This window comes from Shewanella sediminis HAW-EB3 (assembly GCF_000018025.1).
Classification (GTDB): domain Bacteria; phylum Pseudomonadota; class Gammaproteobacteria; order Enterobacterales; family Shewanellaceae; genus Shewanella; species Shewanella sediminis.
Window position 1 is genome coordinate 94,735 of record NC_009831.1, and the last position, 19,672, is coordinate 114,406.

The following is a 19,672-nucleotide window of genomic DNA, read 5'->3' on the forward strand; positions in this document are numbered from 1 at the left end:
TGAACTTACGTCGTGACTAGAGACCCATTAACTCACTTTTATTTCATCACCGTCGCTCAACAAGATATAGCGACACGATTTGAGGATATTAAACCATGAACTGGTTATCGCGCACTTTTGCAGGCAATCGCAGTTATATAGGGATCCCTATCATGCTGCTAGCCATTCTTGCCATGGTTATTCTTCCACTGCCTCCTTGGTTGCTGGATATCCTGTTTACCTTCAACATTGTGCTGGCGGTGATGGTGTTGCTTGTCAGTGTTTCCATCAGGCGTCCCATCGACTTTTCGGTCTTTCCGACAGTGCTCTTGTTAGCCACCTTGATGCGGTTAACCTTGAATGTGGCTTCGACGCGTGTGGTTCTCATCGAAGGACATCAGGGGGGAGACGCCGCAGGACGTGTGATCCAGGCGTTTGGTGAGGTAGTTATCAATGGTAACTATGTCGTCGGTGGGGTGATCTTCTTAATCTTGATGATTATTAACTTTGTGGTGATCACTAAAGGTGGAGAGCGGATCTCTGAGGTATCGGCTCGCTTTACTCTCGATGCGCTTCCTGGCAAGCAGATGGCTATCGATGCGGATCTCAATGCGGGGGTCTTGAGCCAGGAACAAGCGAGAGTACGTCGTCAGGATGTCGCCCGTGAAGCCGATTTCTATGGTTCTATGGATGGTGCATCTAAATTTGTTCGTGGTGATGCCATTGCAGGTTTAATGATCTTGGCCATCAATATTCTTGGCGGTATCGCTATTGGTGTCTTCATGCATGGTCTGAGTGCAGGAGAGGCATTCAGGACTTACGCCCTGCTGACCATTGGTGATGGACTCGTTGCCCAAATTCCTTCTCTGTTGTTGGCTACTGCGGCGGCGATTATCGTGACGCGAGTCTCCGATGCCGAGGAGATGCCGACTCAACTGAGTAAGCAGTTGTTGGCTAACCCTAAGACGTTGGCTACCGCTGCGGCGGTGATGACTATCTTGGGTTTAGTACCGGGCATGCCTGCTTTTGTCTTCCTCTCATTTGCCGCCTTGTTAGGTTTTGCAGCCTGGAAGCAGAGCCAGGGAAGGTCGGTCCAGCCAGAAACTGAAGTTGAAGAGCAGTTGGAGAAGAGTCTGTCAGAGCCTTCGGCCCCAAGCTGGGATGCATTGCCGTTCACCGATCTTATCGAGGTGCGCTTGGGTTACCGCTTAGTACACCTGGTTGAGCGCAGCAAGGGCGCCGAGTTGCAAAAACGACTGACGGGAATCAGGCGAACCTTGTCTGAGCAAGCGGGATTTTTACTCGCAGAAGTCAGGGTCAGGGATAATTTAGCCTTAGCGCCCAATGCTTATCAAATTAACCTGATGGGCAACCCAGTGGTGACCGCGGAGCTGGAACCGGAGCGAATGATGGCCATTAAGAGTGGTCCGGTTTTCGGTGATATAGATGGTGTAATAACCAAGGAACCTGCCTACAACATGGATGCGACCTGGATTGAGCCAGAGCTAAAGGCTAAGGCTTTAAATCTGGGGTATTCGGTTGTCGATAATGCCACCGTTATCGCGACGCATGTGAGTAAGCTTATACGTGAATCTTTACCGGATATGCTGCAACATGATGATGTTATCGCCTTGAGCGATCGCCTCGCGAAACAGTCACCTAAATTGGCCGAATCTTTAAGTACGGCATTGACCCCAATCCAGCAGCTTAAGGTGTATCGTCTGTTGTTGAAAGAGCAGGTGTCGCTGAAAGATATTCGCACCATAGCGACGACCCTGCTCGATTGCAGTGAAAACAGTAAAGATCCTGTCCTGTTGGCCGCCGATGTACGTTGTGCCCTCCGTAATAGTATTCTTCACTCTATCGCAGGCTCAGCTCCGCAGATCAATGTATTGACCTTGGCACCGGAGCTGGAGCAGACCTTGATGACCGCGCTTAACCAGTCTCAGCAGCAGGGGAAGGTTGCACTGGACAGTTTTCCGGTAGAGCCGCAGCTGCTCGCACAGTTGCAGCAGAAGATGCCGCAAATATTAGCGGATGCCAAGGAGCAGGGTCATAGCCCTATGTTGCTGGTATCGCCACAACTCAGGCCTATCCTTGCCCGATACGCATTGGCTTTTGCCAGAGGGTTACATGTGCTCTCATACAATGAGATCCCAGAGACTCGGGAGTTGATGGTCGCGGGGCAACTTGGCTAGTAAGAGCGTCATTAAGGGGCATATTTAGCCCCTTAAACCTGCTTTATCTGGTATCGAGTTACTTTGTGAATATAATCTGTTCTTAAATTAACAGAGGCTAGTCTCTGCTCTTGCCGAGTGTATCGGCTAATTAAGAAGCATGGGCCTGTAGGAAGTTAACCAGTTCAGTTAATGCCATATTTCTGCTCTCATCCTGCTCCATAAAAACCTCATGACGTGCATGGGGAATATTAATGAGTTGGCAGAGTCCGCCAACGGCGTGATATTGAGCGAAGTTATCGACAACCGTGTCCTCATCGGCCTGGAGGATTAGGATGGGCATCTGGCTATTCCGTGCCGCTGAGATTGCCCGCTCAGCCGCATCGATAGACTCATGTAACCAGCGGTTGGTCGGTGAGCCCACCTGCACCTGTGGGTGTTGTAGGTACAACTTCTTGTAATTGTCATAGCGAAGTTGGCAGTTAGTCAGGTCATTTTTGGCAAACTCAACGGCTTCATAGTCACCTCCCCCCAGCACATAGTTAGGCCCTTTGTCTGAATCTGTGGTGTCGAGCAACTGCGCCAGCCAGCGGATAAATCGGCGACTTATGGGCAACTTGATGCCGTACATGGGGGCTGAAAAGGCGGCAGCCCTGAAGGTATCTGGGTGCTTCTCCATGTAGAGGGTGCCTATGGTACCCCCCATAGAGTGACCCACCAGAAATAGGTCCTTATAATTTTTTTTCTTAACGACGACATCTATAAAGTGAGTAAAGTCATCAATATAGGTCTCGAATCTGTCTATATGTCCCTGTTGGGGATTGTTTGTGGTTCTGCTCGACAGGCCTTGTCCGCGATGATCAAGGGCGTAGATGCTATAGCCCTGGCGATAGAGATCGAAGATAAGTTCCCGGTATTTAATGTATGACTCGATCCGGCCACTGCTGATCACTATGGCTTTCTGGCTTTTTGGATGCTCGATAAACGAATAAGCTAAGCTGATATCATCAATTTTGATGACCGATTCAGTAACCTGTGACCACATTGTCTGTTGCTCTGTTGAGTCAAGGTTTCGCTCGGATGAGAAACTCATTCCGGGGGCATCGTTTTGAATATTAGCTTGTGGCTCGAGGGCTATCGACATGATATTTACTGAGATTATTTATCTTGACTAGCAGTGTAGCACAGAGAGTAAATTGGCCGCGAGCCACCAGTTACGAAGAGAAGCTTGCCTTGCTTCTCTTCGCCTCGTAAAGGGTGGCTTGCTCTATGGGAGCGTTAGCTGCCCTTTATCGCTTTCTGGGCCGAGATAAAGTCATCTATCTGCTGCTCCAGCACCTGCATCGGCACCGAGCCATTTTCCAGGACCGCATCGTGGAAGGCCCTGATATCAAACTCTTCTCCCAGTGCATCCTCCGCTTTGGCTCGCAAGCGTTTTATGGTGAGCTCTCCAATCTTGTATGACAGCGCCTGTCCCGGCCAGGAGATATACCTGTCTATCTCCGTGGTGACATTATGCATAGAGAGGGCGGTGTTACTGGCCATGAAGTCCAGGGCCTGTTGGCGACTCCACCCCTTGGCGTGCATGCCTGTATCGACAACTAATCTGGCCGCTCGCCACATCTCATAGGTTAGACGACCAAAATTACTGTAGGGATCTTGGTAGAAACCCGCTTCTAAACCAAGATACTCGGAGTAGAGCCCCCACCCTTCGCCAAATGCCGATATATAGCTATAGCGGCGAAAGTTAGGTAGCGAAGTGAGTTCTGTATTGAGGGATATCTGCAGGTGGTGTCCCGGCACAGCTTCATGAAGGGTGAGGGCCTCCATCTCGTACAGCGGTCGCTTATCCAGCGCATAGGTGTTGACCCAGTAATAGCCGGGTTCATCGTCTCTGTTGGAGCCGGAGTAGCGTCCCGTGGTGTATTTTGGTGCGATCTCGGCCGGAACTTCCTGAATGCCATAGGGAGTGCGGGGGAGCTTGCCAAAATACTTTGGCAGCATGGCATCGGCCTTCTTAGCAATATAAGCGGCCTCTTTTAAGAGCTCCTCGGCAGTCGTCGGGTAGAATTGAGGATCGGTTCTGAGGAAATGGAGGAAATCTGCAAAAGAACCCTTAAAGCCTACTTCGTTGATAATCGTTTCCATCTCAGCCCGGATACGTTTGACCTCTTTTAATCCCAGCTGGTGGACCTGATCTGAGTTCATATTCAGGGTGGTGTAGTACCTGACCCGGTTTTCATAGAAGGCTTCACCGTCGGGAAGGCTGGCAGTTGCGATACTGGTACGGGCCCCGGGAATATAGCTCAGGGTCATAAAATCATAGAACTGTCGATACAGGGGGAGAACGGTATTCTGAACCAGATCATGACCCTCCTGGGTCAATGCCGTCTTCTGTGAGTCAGTGAAATGCTTTGGGTACTGAGTGAAAGGTTTAAAGTAACCACTCTGTTCGACCGGTACGATAAAAGCGCTGATGCTCTCTTCAAACCCCTTGAGCGTTATTTTAGGCGGTGTGATCCCACTATCTAATCCCTGTTGTAACCAATGAGTCTGCTGAGCGAAGTAGGTTGGCAATGCTTTTAGTTTGGCGATGTAGTTCCCATAGTCCCGCTCAGTTGCAAAACGAGCCTTAGCTATCGAGGCGATATAGGCATGAAAACCACTCTCAGAAGAGATAGGGAGGTAGTGATCTTTATAACGATAGAGGTCGACGTTGTTTTGCAGCTGATCTTGCAATATCTGCGCGTTAATTTTTTCCTCTTTTGTCAGCGGACCTCTATCCAGTGCCATTAGTGAGTAGAGTATCACCTGTCGCCTCTTGTTGAGGTTAGCCAGAGCCAGAGGGGACAGGTCGGTCAGTTGTCCCGCCTTATCTAAGTTGCCTTGAGAGTAGGCGAAATCCGGACTGGCATCTAATGTGATTAGCCATGACTTTTCTATCAAGCCTTGCAACTGCGTGCTGGCTTGTGTCTCGACCGGAATATCCGGAGCCTGTGGCTGGTCGGTATTGACTAGGTTTAGCTGGCAGGCACTTAAGCTGAAGGCAAGTAGGCTGGGTACCAAAATTTTGTACATTGAATCTATCCTTCATCGTTTTAGTTTTAGTTATAAATAAGTCGATCAGGCTGGATGAATTTAGCACTATTTTTCGTTCTTGTATGTAATCTCATCGGGAGTTATTTCGAAAGTGTTCTCTATTTTTCAGGCACAAAAAAGCCGACGATGAGTCGGCTTTCTATGAGTATTTTAAATAAAATTATTTAAAATCAGATCACTCTTGAGAACTGCTGTTGACGCGCTTTCTCACGATAGTAAACATCGAAACAGATACAGATATTACGGATTAGCAAGCGACCCGTTGGGCTGATGGTGATCTTTCTATCTGTAATATCGACGAGCTTATCATCGATAAATGTTTGCAGCAGTTTCAGATCTTCTACGAAGTACTCTTCGAAGTTGATTCCGAGCTTCTCATCGATCTGTGCCATATCCAGCTCGAAATGACAGATCAACTGCTTAATCACCACACGGCGGATCTCATCGTCGCGGTTTAAGCTACAGCCTTTCCAAAGTGCATGACCCGACTTGTCTACAGATTCATAGTAAGGGCGGATATCTTTTTGGTTTTGTGCGTAACAATCACCAATTTGGCTGATTGAGGATACACCCAGACCTAATAGATCACACTCTTCCTGGGTAGTGTAGCCCTGGAAGTTTCTGTGTAGACGACCTTCATTTTGAAGAATCGATAACTCATCATCTGGCTTAGCAAAATGATCCATACCGATATATTGATACCCTGCGCCGGTCAATGTCTCGATGGTTTGATGCAACATATCCAGCTTCTGCTGAGGGCTGGCTAAGTCTTCATCTTTAATCTTACGCTGCGCTGCAAAGCGTGCAGGCAGGTGAGCATAGTTGAAAACAGACAGGCGATCCGGGTTCAGGTCCAGAACGCGTTGCATCGTCTCTGCAAACGTTTCAGGCGTCTGATGTGGCAAGCCGTAGATAAGGTCGATGTTGGTAGAGACAAAACCGAGTTCTTTTGCCTTAGCCATCAGGTCAAAGATGAACTGCTCATCTTGTTCGCGATTTACCGCGATCTGGACTTTCTTATTGAAATCTTGCACACCGATAGAGATACGGTTGAAGCCCGCTTCTTTAAGCGTATCTAACATAGATAGCTCAATTTCACGTGGGTCAACTTCGATCGAGTACTCACCCTCATCAGCCACATTGAAGCTGGACTTGATTAAGGCCGATAGTTTTAAGATTTGGTCGGGACTCAAGAAGGTCGGTGTACCGCCACCCCAATGTATTTGAGTGACTAAATAATTTTTGAATAGTGGTGCGCGTTTTACTATCTCAGCTGCAAGGTACTCAATGTACTGATCTGCTTTGTGCTGATGGCGAGTGATCACCTTATTACAGCCGCAGTAATAACAGAGTTTGGCACAGAAAGGGATGTGGACGTAAAGTGAAAGCTTGTCACTCTTACTGTTTTCAATTGAAGTCAGCAATTTCTCTTCGGTAAAAGAGTCATCAAATTCCAGCGCAGTAGGATAAGAGGTATAACGGGGACCGCTGTAATTGTATTTTTCGATCATTGACTGATCCCAACTAATTTGGGTGGGCTGCTTCAAGGCGTGTCCTCCGGTAGGGTAGTTTAGCAACGTTTAAAGTATGCATCGTTATCTATTCAATAACCTTGATCCATGTTGTAAAAACGAATCCGCATAGCAATGAGAGTGTGAATATCCATGAAATAGGACCGAATGTCTGCGCTCTTATGGGGAATTTGTGCACAGACTCACGCCTTATTGTATTTTACTCTAATGTAAGGCTAATCCTGTTTCGAATATTCATCTTTTGAACCAATTTGATTATATCTTAGCTGGCTCTAATGTAAATGTGTCGGGATCTCTGTTTGGCTGTATGTCACCAACTGTTTAGCTTCCTCAAGAATGGCGGTTTCAAGCTCTGCTTCCGAACGCATACGAGCGAAATCTAACTTCATTCGCTGCTTCTTCTCAAGCTGCTTTCTTTCGGCCATGATGGGGTGTTCTTCGATTATTTCGAAGTGCTTAAAAATTGCTGGAAACTGTGGCGCAACCTGTTCAGACATCGAGAGTATGCCAAATAACTTTGCTATTCTCATTACGCCTTCAGATAGCTCACACCTCTCCTCTAACATGGCCGTAGCAATATAGCGTATGCTATCTAAGTGCTCATCGACTCTGGCTCTGTTTATTTCGTCCAGCTCCTGCTGTCGCTTTAACCGCTGTGCGGTTTGTTTACGAAGCTTGAGTAATAATGCCGTGGCATAAGCGGCTAAGGTCATAACGATGATGAAACCTAAGATGAGAAGCGCTGTCGTCATTACCTGTCCTGTCTCTATATCTTGTTATAGAAAAATGGCATCGAAAGAGATGCCATCTATTATACTCAACCCACTTCAAGATGCAGGGTTCAGCATTTTGAAGTGGTTTGGTATATGTATACCTATTCGTCGTTACTTATCTTGGTAATCTTTAAGCAGATCGGCACCCGATTCGAACTTATCGAGAAGGTCATCATCGCTGCTGGCTACTGCCGACTTCATGGCATGGTCAAGATCATCTTGCTCGGTGATCCCTAAACGTTCCATGAGTGATTCGATAGTATTGAGTTGCTTGTTAAGCCACTTCTGATCTTCTTCGTTTAAGTCTTTCCCCTCTTCCAGCATATCCAGAAGTTGGTTTAGTCTTGGATCTTCCTCTAACTTAAACAGACGTTGTTCATCGGTCAGCTTTGGACCTTTCTCTTTCTTCGGCGCGATGGTTTGACCTGGAAGATCGAGTTTGACCGCGGTTTTGCTGCCATGACGTGGATCTTTTTTCTGTGCTGCAGAGCCTTGAGTGCCACCGACCAGATTTGAGTTGTGCCGGCTTCCAGCTTTATTTCCAGTCTCTTTCTTTTTGCCAGCCAGAACGCGTTCATTCTTTTTGGATCTTGGTGCTAACTTTGGTGCATTTTGATCGGTTTTACGCGATTTTTTAGAGTGTGCCATGGCTTTTTCTCAATAACTGGTAATACAAACTTTATATAGTTGCGCCGATTAAACATCATCAAGCGAACTTTGGTCGCGTTTTATATCAGATCCTGATGGTTTTTGCACCAGAATGAGATCATTTGCTGCGAATAATAGCTTAAAACCTGCCTGTTGGGCTAGAAACTCGAAGGTTGAGTGCTGATAAAAGCTAACATGGGTCAGGTTATTCTTGTGGTGCCATCTGTCAAATGCACTCAATTCGGTGAGTAACTTGGTACTGATGGCTAACCAGGCCCCTGGCTTCAGTAGCTTGCCGAGCAAAGACCATTCTTTAAATGGAAAGCGAAAATGTTCAAAAACCCGGTAGCAACATATAAAGTCATATTGGCGCTTGAGCAGGTCATGGTTGGCTGCAAAATATGGATCATATTGATATAGGGTGTGCCGATGAGACTCTACACTCAAAACCGTGTCAGGCTCGGCAACTCTTCCGAAGTTCAGGCCAATCAGCGGATCTGTGCTCTGCTGTTCACATTGAAGTATCAAACTCATCAAGAACTGCTTTAAAGGTTTTTGATTCTTTGCGACCTGTTGTTGATATCTGCGCTTTTCTACCGGGGGAGGGAGATGTGAGTTGGCATCGGAGAAGACGAGTTGACACCGGTCGCAGAGATACATATTGCGTTTTCTATCTTGGTGAAACACAGAGGAGTGTTGATTGTGGCACAGGGGGCATCTACGCATTGTAATAGATCGGTTCACCATTTTAGATTTAGATTATTTTGCCATAAAAAAAGGCGACAGTATGACTGTCGCCTTCACAAAGTGTCAAAGACACCAAATCTTATTCCAAGTATCCATACTTGCTATGCGACTTTCCCGGTCAGTATCCATCTTTTTTTAGTCTGCTTTCCATGCATAGTTTTTAGTTGTTGGTCTTCCAGACGCTTTCTTCATATTCCTGAGTCTTCCTGACCACAGCTTCCGTAGATGGTCTTCATGACACATCACAATCCTACCGTCATCATTGACGCTAAATAAACCATCCCTGTCTTTTTACGTTTAGTTTAGTGATGCAAGGCTCTAAAACAGCAAGCTGCGGAGCAATTGTCGCTAAACCTGTAAGGAGAGTGCTATTACAGCGGTTTGGCCTTCCTAACCAAGTCCTTACGAAAATCTTTCTGACCTGGATTTCAATTTGAAATCACGACTCTTATTATTTTTAGTGAGTGGTCTTAGTTGTATTATTGTTATTGAATGTATTTATTCTTATATCTTAAATGTAATTAATACCGAAAACTGTCCGTTATTATTAAATATTTTTTATACAAACAGATGGGTTCATCTCGGTACGGGCTCATTAAACCTAAATCTGTGATCCGTGTCAAGCATGTTTTTGCGTGAAGTTTACGTAAAGGTAAGTTTTGTGATGTTAAAAAAGGTGGCTTGGCCACCTTTCATTAACAACTCCTTAATCTTACTTAAGGCTTGATATATATTGAGATAATGCTTCTACATCTTCGCTTGTCAGCTTGCCGGAGATATCTTGCATCATGCCATTAATATCATTGTTACGATTTGCATCATGGAACTTATTGAGTTGTATTTTTAGGTAGTTTGCGTGTTGACCACCAATCGCAGGGAAACCAGCCAGCTCAGAACCACTACCATCTGGACCATGACAGGCGATACAGGCGGTAATGCCACGAACCATGTCACCACCTTTATATAGCTGCTCACCAGAGGCCGGAATATTTTGGACTTCAGTAACGGCTAATGTCTGTGAGGCATAAAATGCTGCGACATCTTCGATATCCTGATCGTTCAGCATCATTGCCATGCCACCCATTATTGGGTCGTTACGTCCCTCTTTTCCGCCTGTTTGAGCTGCGCTACGAAAATCGTGTAGCTGTTTCTTGAGGTATGTAGCTTGCTGGCCTGCAAGTTTCGGATACATGTCTATCAGGCTGTTACCATCAACACCGTGACAGGCTGAACAAACAATGGCTTTAGTTTTTCCAGCTTCAGCATCTCCTTCTGCTACCGCAGGAGTAGAGATTGAGGCTAAAACTGATAGCGCAAGAGCTAACTTTTTCATAGCGTTCCAACTTATTGTTAAATTTTTTTGTCCTGAGCTTACTAGCAATGCCTGCAAGCGTGATAAAATGTAACTTATGTGATCGAGGTAATATTTTACACGAAATTGTGAAAATGTAAGCAACTCTTCGATATTTAAAGTGCAAAACCTAAATTTTTTGGAGTGGGTAGTGTCTGAATCTTGTATTGATTTTCGTAAAGCAAAGTTTTTAATCAGTGCTCCTGATATTGCTCATCTGAATGAGCACTTACCTGGGGATGCTGGAGTGGAAATCGCCTTCGCTGGCCGCTCTAATGCTGGTAAGTCAAGTGCATTGAACTTACTGACTGACCAGAAGAGTCTGGCCAGAACCAGTAGAACGCCGGGAAGAACCCAGCTAATTAACATTTTTGAATTAGATGAGAATCGTCGCTTGGTGGATCTTCCCGGGTATGGATTTGCTCAAGTTCCTCTTGCCTTGAAGAAAAAGTGGCAGGAATCTCTGGGAGAATACCTGCAGGAACGCCAATGTTTGGGGGGAATGGTGGTGCTGATGGACATCAGGCATCCGCTGAAAGATCTGGATATGCAGATGATTGCCTGGGCGCTAGAGAGTGAAATACCGGTGCTTGCCTTGTTGACTAAGGCTGACAAGTTAAAGCAGAGCGAGCGGATGAAGATGGTGAACGAGGTGAGAAAGCACTTAGGTGATTTTGATGACCGGGTTAAGGTCGAGCCTTTCTCATCTTTGAAAGGAATAGGTAAGGCTAAGGTATTGGGTATCTTGAACGAATGGTGCCATCCGCAATGGCTGACAGATGCTATTGCCGATGCAGAAACTGAAGAAGAGTAACTCTTTGCAATAAAGTCCTACAGAACCGATTGAGCTTCTCATTTTACCTTAATGGAATGAGAAGCTTTTTTTTATCCGAAATTCAGACAAAAAAAAGCCGACGGCATTACCATCGGCCAAATTAGCTCTTTTGGGGAGAAGCTAAATTCAACAAGACTCAAGTACCACCAAGTTAGACTCGGTGGCTCTCAATGACGACAGCATACATGGAATAGATTCGCATTTAAAGTAAATGCTCTAAATTTTATTACAGACGAAAAAAAGCCCCAGCAATAAATTGCTGGGGCGCCATAATTTGGCTGTTCACTATAACAGTGATATAAAAAGGTCTGAAAGATAGAACATCTTAACCTCTGTACCCTACGCAGAGAATATTACCTCATTGGTCTGAATATGAAAAACTGTTTCTTGAAAAAGACTGCAATTATGTGACGTCGATCTAACGTTCTTGTTTAAAATTGAGCGATTTATGATCTAAAAATGTCGTTTTTTTGTTTGATAATGAATCGGTTAACCACATTTGAATAAAATTCAGTCCAAAATTGATCTTTTTGCCACATTTAGAGTTTTTGCTCAGTGCCCTGAGGGCTATTTGCCGTTTTTGCATCTCGATATCGATCTAGGTAGGTATATGTCAGTCAGAAATAGGATGAGCATACCGCCGATATCAAAAATGAAGGTGTGGTTCATAGAGACTGAAACGCCCCAAAAGTGTAGGGGCGTTAGTGGGAGGGGGGAGTTTTCCTGGTTCGTTTGGCTAGTGAGCCTGCTCCCAGTTGTCACCGAGCCCAGCTTCGGCTAACAGTTCCACATCAAGATCGGCAGCTTCCGCCATCAACTGACATACCTTTTCCTGAAGTGCTTCGGCTTTATCACTGTCGACCTCAAATACTAATTCATCGTGCACCTGCATGATAAGGGTGATCTCACCATCAGTTTCATTAGCAATCCAGTCTGCAACATTAATCATGGCTTTCTTGATGATATCGGCTGCGGTGCCTTGCATCGGAGCGTTAATCGCGGCTCGCTCGGCAGCTTGACGTCGCATGGCATTTCTATCTTTAATTGCCGGTAGATATAAACGTCGTCCATAGAGTGTAGAGACGTAACCCAGATCGGCTGCGATTGCCCGTGTCTCTTCCATATAGTTAAGTACGCCCGGATAACGCTTAAAGTAGGTATCTATGTATTTTTGGGCTTCACCACGTGGGATATCAAGCTGGCGAGCGAGTCCAAATGCGGACATGCCATAGATCAAACCAAAGTTAACCGCCTTGGCGCGGCGTCTCTGCTCGGTTGTGACCTCTGTGAAGTCAACATCGAAGACCTCTGCTGCAGTCGCCTTATGAATATCTTTACCTTCTGCAAATGCGGTCAGTAAACCTTTGTCCTGAGAAAGGTGTGCCATGATGCGTAGCTCAATTTGAGAGTAATCGGCAGCAAGTACCTTCCTGCCTTCCCGAGCAATAAATGCATGACGGATCCGTCGTCCCTCTTCGGTTCGAATGGGGATGTTTTGCAGGTTTGGCTCACTGGAAGACAGGCGTCCGGTGGCGGCATTAGCCTGGTGGTAACTGGTATGAACACGGCCGGTCTGCGCATTGACCATCAGCGGTAGTTTATCGGTATAGGTACTCTTTAGTTTTGCTAAGCTTCTGTGCTGCAGAATAATCTTAGGTAATGGGTAATCTAAGGCTAGCTCAACTAACACCTCTTCTGCGGTCGATGGCGCACCTTTAGGCGTCTTCTTGATGATCGGGTAGCCCAGTTTTTCAAAGAAGAGCACTTGCAGCTGTTTTGGTGAGCTTAAGTTAAAGGATTCACCGGCGATTTCATAAGCCTTCTGCTCAAGCTCATCGATGGTTCTGGCCAGCTCTTCGCTCTGTTGACCCAATAGCATGCTGTCGATAAGCACCCCTTGGCGCTCCATATCGGAAAGCACTTGAACCAGAGGCAGCTCTATTTCGGTAAATATTGAGGCTAATTCCGGCTCTTTTTGTAATCTTGGCCAGAGGTGTTGGTGCAACCTTAGGGTGATGTCAGCATCTTCGGCCGCATAAGGTGCGGCGACCTCTAATGAAATCTGATTGAAGGTAAGCTGTTTTGCCCCTTTCCCCGCGATCTCTTCAAAACTGATATTTTTATGGCCCAGGTATTTCAGTGCCAAGTCATCCATGTTGTGTTTGGATGCGACCGAGTTGAATACATATGATTCGAGCATAGTATCGAAGGCGATACCCTGCAGCTTTATGCCGACATTAGCCAGAATACTCATGTCATATTTTAAATTCTGGCCCACTTTTTTAATCTCTGGATTTTCCAGCAATGGTTTCAACTTGGCCAATGCTTCGGCTTGGTTAAGTTGCTGTGGCGCGTCAAGATAGTCATGGGCTAAGGGCAGATAGGCTGCTTTACCCGCTTCTACAGCAAAAGAGAGACCGACAAGTTTCGCCTCCATATAGTTGAGGCTGGTAGTTTCGGTGTCGACCGCAAAAAGCTCGGCTTTTGACAGCTTATCGATCCACTCATCAAGCTCGTCATGGGTAAGAATCGTCGAGTATTCAGTTTTGATATCTTGTTTAGGAAGTTCATCTTCTTCCGTTGACGTTTGAGTCGATGCACTTGAGCCGCTCCTGTTATCAAGCACTTCTGCCAACCAACGCTTGAACTCCATCTCGCCATAGCATTTTATCAATTCATCTTTGTCAGCCGGAGCTATGGTGAGATCTTTCCAGTCCTGCTCAAGTTCGACATCGAGTTTAATGGTTGCGAGCTCGTAGGATAGCTTCAACATATCACCATGCTCGGCTAATTTAGCGGGCATGGTCTTAGAGCCTCTGAAACCGAGCTCAGGCATTTTTTCTGGTGCAGCAAGAATTTTATCTATGCTTCCTGCGCCGGTTAACATGGCAAGGGCCGTTTTTTCTCCGACACCAGGCAGGCCGGGAATGTTGTCAGCCTTGTCCCCCTGAAGTGCTAACAGATCGATGATTAATTCAGGACCGACGCCAAATTTCTCGGTAACCTCAGAGGGTCCCATTATGGTGTTAGTCATAGTATTGATAAGCGTGACATTCTCATCGACCAGCTGAGCCATGTCTTTATCACCCGTACTAATAAGGACGGCTCGACCTTCCTTACTGGCTTGAGTAGAGATGGTACCGATAACATCATCGGCTTCGACGCCGGGAATGCAAACCAGAGGTAAGCCCAGAGCACGTATTATTCTGTGCAGTGGCTCTATTTGAGAACGCAGATCATCCGGCATCGCTGGTCTATGCGCTTTGTACTCTTCATACATATCGTTACGAAAGGTTTTTCCTTTCGCATCGAATACAACGGCCATCTGGCTGGGCTTATATTGATTAAGCAGGCTACGAAGCATATTAATTACGCCATAGACAGCCCCGGTTGCTTCACCTTTAGAGTTTGTTAGATGTGGTGGCGCATAATAAGCTCGATATAGGTAGGAGGAACCATCCACAAGAACTAAAGGGTTTTCAGCAATTTTTGGCATAATGAGTATTCGGTTTTTGATTTTCGATGATGCCGCTAGCATGCCACATATGGGCGTTTTCAGCCATTGTAAATTATTCTACAGCCTGTGGATAACTCTGTGAGTGAAAAATTGCTTGTGGTATGTACAACCAGATATGAGCAGAAAAGGGTCTCTACTAAGTCTTTGATTTGCGGGTTGAAATCAAAAAAGTGTGAAGTGGGTATAAGTTTCTTGAAAATGATCTCAATTTGTGGACTTAATTTTTCCGTTCTCTTTTTCGATTCTGTGCTTGGTTAAATATTCGGCGCTTGATAAAGTCGAGGAACTAACTTAGCACGAAAAATAATCGGATCAAGTTATTTGTTGTGGTCTTGTTAAAATAAAAAAGTATATGGAGAGCGTTTTTAATGAAAAAAATAGCAGTCTTATTGAGTGGTGCAGGTGTATTCGATGGTTCAGAGATCCATGAGGCTGTGTTAACTATGCTGGCACTCACTAAACTCGGTGCTAGTTATCAATGTTTTGCTCCTGACATTGAGCAGATGCATGTCGTCAATCATCTGACCGGAGAAGTTTCTGCTGAAGAGAGTCGAAATGTTCTGGTGGAGTCGGCAAGGATTGCGAGGGGCGAGATCATGGCTACCGATCGACTCGATATAGAAGCATTCGATGCACTGGTTATCCCCGGTGGTTTTGGTGCGGCAAAGAATCTGTGCAACTTTGCAACTAATGGCAGTGACTGTGAGATCTCTCTCGAGGTTTCCGATTTTATCTCCGAATTTGCCGATGCGAAAAAGCCTGTCGGCTTTATCTGTATCGCCCCAATCATGATCCCACTGCTTTATGGAGAAGGAGTGACGGGGACGATTGGCAACGATGTTGATACGGCTCAGGCATTTAACCTGATGGGAGGCCATCATCAAGAAGCCGTTGTACAAGACATTATCGTGGACGAAGCCAATAAGGTTGTGAGTACTCCCGCGTATATGTTGGCCGGAAATATTGCCGAAGCTAATGAAGGTATCGAGAAGCTGGTAAAGAAAGTACTGGAGATGGTTTAGAAAAAGGTAAAAATAGGACTGGCTAGAGCGCTTCGCTTCGAGGAGCCTGCGCTCTAGGTGGTAGCCACAATAATACATTAGATTGCATTTGCCATTTTCATTAGAAATAGTGCAAAGCCACCAAATAGCACTATGAAGATGATGAGCATGATAATGAGTGTTTTAGAGTTTCCAGCCGATTCGGCAAAACCAAATTCGGTTGGAAAAAGTTGAGAGAGTAAGCTTGGCTCTTGAGCCTGTTTATTCTCAGGCCGTTTACTCGATTCTTTATCCATAATTACCTCTATCCTTGAGTGGTTGTTGGATACTAATGTTGTTTATTAAATCAAACCTACAAGAGGGAGTGCCAGCTTCCTCTATTGCTCACGAGCCCGGAGGCATTTTCAGCCGTATTTGTAGCAGCCTAGGTTCTAGGCTCTAAAACCTCGAACCTAGGTTCTTCTTTTGCTATCAATCAATCCCTGTAACAGACCTACCACAAGACCACCGGTATGTGCGCCATTGGCGATGGAGAGCCCGAATAGGTCGGTGAATCCGAAGACTAACCATAGCATTAAAAACCCCATTAATGCCGGTGGGAGTCCAATTCCTTTCTCTGGCCTCTTCACTCCCATGATCCAGGTGTAACCCACGACCCCATAGACAACGCCGGAGAGGCCACCGAAATGTGGCCCGCCAATAAAATATTGCAGAATATTGGGTAGGGTTCCCGCTACTAAAAGCAGAGTAAGCAGAGGGGATATACCGATTTTATTCTCAATTTTCCCACCTAAATACCACCACCAGAGCAGATTGAAAATGATGTGCAGGGCAGAAAAGTGTAACAGCGATGGGGTGAATACTCTCCAAAAGTCGGTGAGTTCGGTGCCGGGTACGGCATTAAAGAAGGAGAGGTATTCATAAATCGGGTTGGCAAAGCCGAGGTTGAATCCGGCAAAAATCAAAATACAGACGCCAAAAATCGATAGTGTCAGCGGCCCGGCTCCTGTAATAAACTGGGTCAGCAACTGAAGTGTCGGGGCGCCATAGTCAAATTTTGCGTTGGTATCACCGTTATCCCAGGAAGCCTGAAGGTACTTCTCATCGTAGGGGTTTTGAATAAAGCGCTGGAACTCAATTCCGGCCCGTACGCTATCTTGATCATGAATAACGATTAAGCTCACACCTTGTTCTGCAGCGATCACTTTGCAATCGATATTTTGACCTTTAAGGTAATCGACGAGTGCCTGAGCTGCGCGCTCATTGGGTAATCTGCCTATCTCTATCATCGAGTGTCCTTATCAGAATGTCGCTTAATCCTGCATTTCGAGGTCGTTTGGGTATAAGACATGGTTATGTGTGTGCTTCTCGCCAAGCCTGGTAACCACCATCCAGACTATATACGTGGTCAAAACCCTGTTCGACCAGGTATTGTGCGGCGCTTTGGCTACTGATCCCATGATAACAGATGACGATGAGGGGGAGATCCATATCGGCTTCTGCTATGAAATTTGCTAAATTTTCATTAGAAAGATTGATAGCACCCTCTACATGACCTGACTCGAAGCTGGCTGCATCGCGAATATCGGCTATCTGGATATCTGGGTTACTCTCTGAGAGTTGGATCAATTGATTGACACTAAAATGCTGGAAGCTGGACATAATGCGGTTCTTTTAAGGAGGAGTCGTTGGTTTAAGTGTGTAATACGGGGCCGTATTAGTACAGCCCCATGCCGGATTAATCCCAGTTAAGAATAACCTTACCTGATTGACCCGAACGCATAGCGTCGAAGCCTTGCTGGAAGTCATCAATCTTGAAATGGTGAGTGATAATTGGAGAGATATCTAATCCGGATTGGATCAGGCTCGCCATCTTATACCAAGTTTCAAACATCTCACGACCGTAGATACCCTTCAGGATTAATCCTTTAAAGATAACTTTACTCCAGTCGATCGCCATCTCTCCACCAGGAATACCCAGCATGGCAATTTTGCCACCGTGGTTCATGGTATCCAGCATGGAGTGGAATGCACTCGGTACTCCCGACATCTCGAGGCCCACATCGAAACCTTCGGTCATGCCAAGTTCTTCCATAACCCCTTCGAGACTTTCCTTAGCAACATTGACTGCACGTGTCGCCCCCATCTTATTGGCTAATTCGAGGCGGTATTCATTGACGTCCGTGATCACCACGTGGCGAGCGCCAACATGACGACAAACGGCGGCAGCCATGATCCCGATAGGACCTGCACCTGTGATTAACACATCCTCCCCGACCAAATCGAAAGAGAGTGCCGTATGCACTGCATTACCAAATGGATCGAAGATAGAGGCGAGATCATCTGAGATATCATCAGGAATTTTAAAGGCATTGAATGCCGGAATAACTAAATATTCTGCAAAAGCCCCATCACGGTTGACGCCGACTCCGGAAGTATTGCGACAAAGATGAGTTCGTCCGCCTCGACAGTTACGGCAATGACCACAGGTAATATGACCTTCACCGGAAACGCGGTCTCCGACATCGAAACCACGTACTTCAATGCCCATATCGATGACTTCACCAACATATTCATGCCCAACCACCATAGGTACCGGAATGGTTTTTTGTGACCACTCATCCCAGTTATAGATATGGATATCGGTACCACAGATAGCCGTTTTTCTGATCTTTATTAACAGGTCGTTATGGCCCATCTCCGGCTTGGGAGCATCGACCATCCAGATACCCTCTTCTGGCTTTAACTTACTCAGTGCTTTCATTTGATAACCTTAACTGGCTTCATCTCGATATCCTATTTAAATGATACCCATCTCTTTGGCTATACGAGTAAACGCCTCGATAGCTCTGTCTATCTGTGCTTTAGTGTGAGCCGCAGACATCTGAGTGCGGATACGCGCTTGTCCCTTAGGTACAACCGGGAATGAGAAACCGACGACATAGATATTTTCTTCGAGTAGTCGGTTTGCGAAGTCACCAGCTAGTTTAGCATCGCCAATCATTACCGGGATAATTGCATGATCTGCACCACCTAAAGTAAAGCCTGCTTCGGTCATTTTTTCACGGAAGTAACGACTATTTTCCCAAACGGCTTCACGTAGTGCCTGTCCTGACTTGAGCATTTCGAGTACATGAATCGATGCCGTGACAATAGAAGGAGCTAAAGAATTAGAGAATAGGTATGGACGAGAGCGTTGACGTAACCAATCAACCACCTCTTTTTTAGCCGATGTAAATCCACCCGATGCACCGCCTAAGGCCTTACCTAAGGTACCGGTGATAATATCGACGCGATCCATCACTTCGCAATATTCATGTGTGCCACGACCATTGGCTCCAATGAAACCTACCGCATGAGAGTCATCGACCATAACGAGCGCACCGTATTTATCGGCGAGATCACAGACACCCTTCAGGTTGGCTATAACGCCATCCATCGAGAATACCCCATCGGTAGCAATCATGATGTTACGGGCACCGGCTTCTTTTGCGGCCTTAAGTTGAGCTTCTAGATCGGCCATATCGTTGTTGGCGTAACGGAAGCGCTTAGCCTTACAGAGGCGTACTCCGTCAATAATTGAAGCATGATTAAGGGCATCTGAGATGATGGCGTCTTCGGCACTTAGTAGTGTTTCAAAAAGACCCGCATTCGCATCGAAGCATGAAGAGTAAAGAATCGTGTCTTCCATGCCTAAAAATTCACTCAGGCTAGATTCGAGTTGCTTATGAATATCTTGGGTACCACAAATAAAACGAACTGAAGCCATACCAAAACCATGGTCATTCAAACCGGCTTGAGCCGCTTTTATCAGCTCTGGGTGGTTGGCAAGACCAAGGTAGTTATTGGCACAGAAGTTCATCACTTCGGTTCCATTGACCCTAATTTCGGTTTGCTGAGGAGAGACGATTACGCGCTCACTCTTGTATAAGCCTTCGGCTTTAACGTCAGCGAGCTGTTGATTGATCTGGTTGTAGAATGAGGTCGTTGTCACCTTAATTCTCCTTCGTTAG

At 46.0% G+C, this 19,672-nt stretch carries 16 protein-coding genes; 3 read left to right on the forward strand and 13 right to left on the reverse strand.

Annotated elements, in window-relative coordinates; translation table 11 throughout:
* Window positions 1-95 precede the first annotated feature (95 nt).
* Window positions 96-2,177: a flagellar biosynthesis protein FlhA gene (gene flhA, locus SSED_RS00455; protein WP_012004226.1), complete on the forward strand. Its 2,082-nt coding sequence runs from the start codon at window positions 96-98 to the stop codon at window positions 2,175-2,177.
* 130 nt (window positions 2,178-2,307) lie between these two features.
* On the opposite strand, the gene SSED_RS00460 is transcribed toward flhA, so the two are convergent.
* The 7 genes from SSED_RS00460 to SSED_RS00490 all read right to left on the reverse strand — a co-directional run bounded on the left by SSED_RS00460 (window position 2,308) and on the right by SSED_RS00490 (window position 10,288).
* Window positions 2,308-3,300: an alpha/beta fold hydrolase gene (locus SSED_RS00460; RefSeq protein WP_012004227.1), complete on the reverse strand. Its 993-nt coding sequence runs from the start codon at window positions 3,298-3,300 to the stop codon at window positions 2,308-2,310.
* A gap of 134 nt (window positions 3,301-3,434) precedes the next feature.
* Complete coding sequence (locus SSED_RS00465) at window positions 3,435-5,234, reverse strand: DUF885 domain-containing protein (protein ID WP_012004228.1); 1,800 nt, start codon at window positions 5,232-5,234, stop codon at window positions 3,435-3,437.
* 191 nt (window positions 5,235-5,425) lie between these two features.
* Window positions 5,426-6,802 carry an oxygen-independent coproporphyrinogen III oxidase gene (gene hemN, locus SSED_RS00470; RefSeq protein WP_083758921.1) on the reverse strand — a complete coding sequence of 459 codons (1,377 nt, stop codon included), beginning with the start codon at window positions 6,800-6,802 and terminating at the stop codon, window positions 5,426-5,428.
* Between the two features lie 257 nt (window positions 6,803-7,059).
* Entirely contained in the window at window positions 7,060-7,539 is a 480-nt protein-coding gene (locus SSED_RS00475; protein ID WP_012004230.1) for a DUF2489 domain-containing protein, read from the reverse strand.
* Window positions 7,540-7,671: 132 nt separating this feature from the next.
* Window positions 7,672-8,208, reverse strand: coding sequence for a Der GTPase-activating protein YihI (yihI, locus tag SSED_RS00480; protein WP_012004231.1), 537 nt, complete (start codon window positions 8,206-8,208; stop codon window positions 7,672-7,674).
* Window positions 8,209-8,256: 48 nt separating this feature from the next.
* Window positions 8,257-8,934, reverse strand: coding sequence for a methyltransferase domain-containing protein (locus tag SSED_RS00485; RefSeq protein WP_041421469.1), 678 nt, complete (start codon window positions 8,932-8,934; stop codon window positions 8,257-8,259).
* Window positions 8,935-9,667: 733 nt separating this feature from the next.
* A complete protein-coding gene (locus tag SSED_RS00490) occupies window positions 9,668-10,288 on the reverse strand; it encodes a c-type cytochrome (protein WP_012004233.1) in 621 nt (206 codons plus the stop codon).
* A gap of 169 nt (window positions 10,289-10,457) precedes the next feature.
* Here SSED_RS00490 and yihA point away from each other — a divergent pair, with 169 nt between their 5' ends.
* Window positions 10,458-11,120: a ribosome biogenesis GTP-binding protein YihA/YsxC gene (gene yihA, locus SSED_RS00495; protein WP_012004234.1), complete on the forward strand. Its 663-nt coding sequence runs from the start codon at window positions 10,458-10,460 to the stop codon at window positions 11,118-11,120.
* 757 nt (window positions 11,121-11,877) lie between these two features.
* On the opposite strand, the gene polA is transcribed toward yihA, so the two are convergent.
* On the reverse strand, window positions 11,878-14,637 hold the full coding sequence (gene polA / locus SSED_RS00500) for a DNA polymerase I (RefSeq protein ID WP_041421892.1): 2,760 nt from the start codon (window positions 14,635-14,637) through the stop codon (window positions 11,878-11,880).
* Between the two features lie 389 nt (window positions 14,638-15,026).
* On the opposite strand from polA, the gene elbB reads away from it, so the two are divergent.
* Window positions 15,027-15,680, forward strand: coding sequence for an isoprenoid biosynthesis glyoxalase ElbB (gene elbB / locus SSED_RS00505; RefSeq protein ID WP_012004236.1), 654 nt, complete (start codon window positions 15,027-15,029; stop codon window positions 15,678-15,680).
* Window positions 15,681-15,757: 77 nt separating this feature from the next.
* On the opposite strand, the gene SSED_RS00510 is transcribed toward elbB, so the two are convergent.
* The 5 genes from SSED_RS00510 to SSED_RS00530 all read right to left on the reverse strand — a co-directional run bounded on the left by SSED_RS00510 (window position 15,758) and on the right by SSED_RS00530 (window position 19,653).
* Window positions 15,758-15,955 (reverse strand): hypothetical protein, encoded by a 198-nt coding sequence (locus SSED_RS00510; protein WP_041421470.1) that lies wholly within the window; start codon window positions 15,953-15,955, stop codon window positions 15,758-15,760.
* Between the two features lie 156 nt (window positions 15,956-16,111).
* Window positions 16,112-16,948, reverse strand: coding sequence for a rhomboid family intramembrane serine protease GlpG (glpG, locus tag SSED_RS00515; protein ID WP_012004237.1), 837 nt, complete (start codon window positions 16,946-16,948; stop codon window positions 16,112-16,114).
* A gap of 64 nt (window positions 16,949-17,012) precedes the next feature.
* Window positions 17,013-17,321, reverse strand: coding sequence for a thiosulfate sulfurtransferase GlpE (gene glpE / locus SSED_RS00520; protein WP_012004238.1), 309 nt, complete (start codon window positions 17,319-17,321; stop codon window positions 17,013-17,015).
* Window positions 17,322-17,397: 76 nt separating this feature from the next.
* Window positions 17,398-18,423 (reverse strand): L-threonine 3-dehydrogenase, encoded by a 1,026-nt coding sequence (gene tdh / locus SSED_RS00525; RefSeq protein ID WP_012004239.1) that lies wholly within the window; start codon window positions 18,421-18,423, stop codon window positions 17,398-17,400.
* Window positions 18,424-18,459: 36 nt separating this feature from the next.
* Window positions 18,460-19,653, reverse strand: coding sequence for a glycine C-acetyltransferase (locus SSED_RS00530; RefSeq protein ID WP_012004240.1), 1,194 nt, complete (start codon window positions 19,651-19,653; stop codon window positions 18,460-18,462).
* Between the last annotated feature and the right edge of the window lie 19 nt (window positions 19,654-19,672).

What these genes read in the sequence shown, in the direction of transcription:
- flhA (WP_012004226.1), top strand. Translation starts at nt 96, where the DNA reads ATGAACTGGTTATCGCGCACTTTTGCAGGCAATCGCAGTTATATAGGG.
- SSED_RS00460 (WP_012004227.1), bottom strand. Translation starts at nt 3,300, where the DNA reads ATGTCGATAGCCCTCGAGCCACAAGCTAATATTCAAAACGATGCCCCC.
- SSED_RS00465 (WP_012004228.1), bottom strand. Translation starts at nt 5,234, where the DNA reads ATGTACAAAATTTTGGTACCCAGCCTACTTGCCTTCAGCTTAAGTGCC.
- SSED_RS00475 (WP_012004230.1), bottom strand. Translation starts at nt 7,539, where the DNA reads ATGACGACAGCGCTTCTCATCTTAGGTTTCATCATCGTTATGACCTTA.
- yihI (WP_012004231.1), bottom strand. Translation starts at nt 8,208, where the DNA reads ATGGCACACTCTAAAAAATCGCGTAAAACCGATCAAAATGCACCAAAG.
- SSED_RS00485 (WP_041421469.1), bottom strand. Translation starts at nt 8,934, where the DNA reads ATGCGTAGATGCCCCCTGTGCCACAATCAACACTCCTCTGTGTTTCAC.
- SSED_RS00490 (WP_012004233.1), bottom strand. Translation starts at nt 10,288, where the DNA reads ATGAAAAAGTTAGCTCTTGCGCTATCAGTTTTAGCCTCAATCTCTACT.
- polA (WP_041421892.1), bottom strand. Translation starts at nt 14,637, where the DNA reads ATGCCAAAAATTGCTGAAAACCCTTTAGTTCTTGTGGATGGTTCCTCC.
- elbB (WP_012004236.1), top strand. Translation starts at nt 15,027, where the DNA reads ATGAAAAAAATAGCAGTCTTATTGAGTGGTGCAGGTGTATTCGATGGT.
- SSED_RS00510 (WP_041421470.1), bottom strand. Translation starts at nt 15,955, where the DNA reads ATGGATAAAGAATCGAGTAAACGGCCTGAGAATAAACAGGCTCAAGAG.
- glpG (WP_012004237.1), bottom strand. Translation starts at nt 16,948, where the DNA reads ATGATAGAGATAGGCAGATTACCCAATGAGCGCGCAGCTCAGGCACTC.
- glpE (WP_012004238.1), bottom strand. Translation starts at nt 17,321, where the DNA reads ATGTCCAGCTTCCAGCATTTTAGTGTCAATCAATTGATCCAACTCTCA.
- tdh (WP_012004239.1), bottom strand. Translation starts at nt 18,423, where the DNA reads ATGAAAGCACTGAGTAAGTTAAAGCCAGAAGAGGGTATCTGGATGGTC.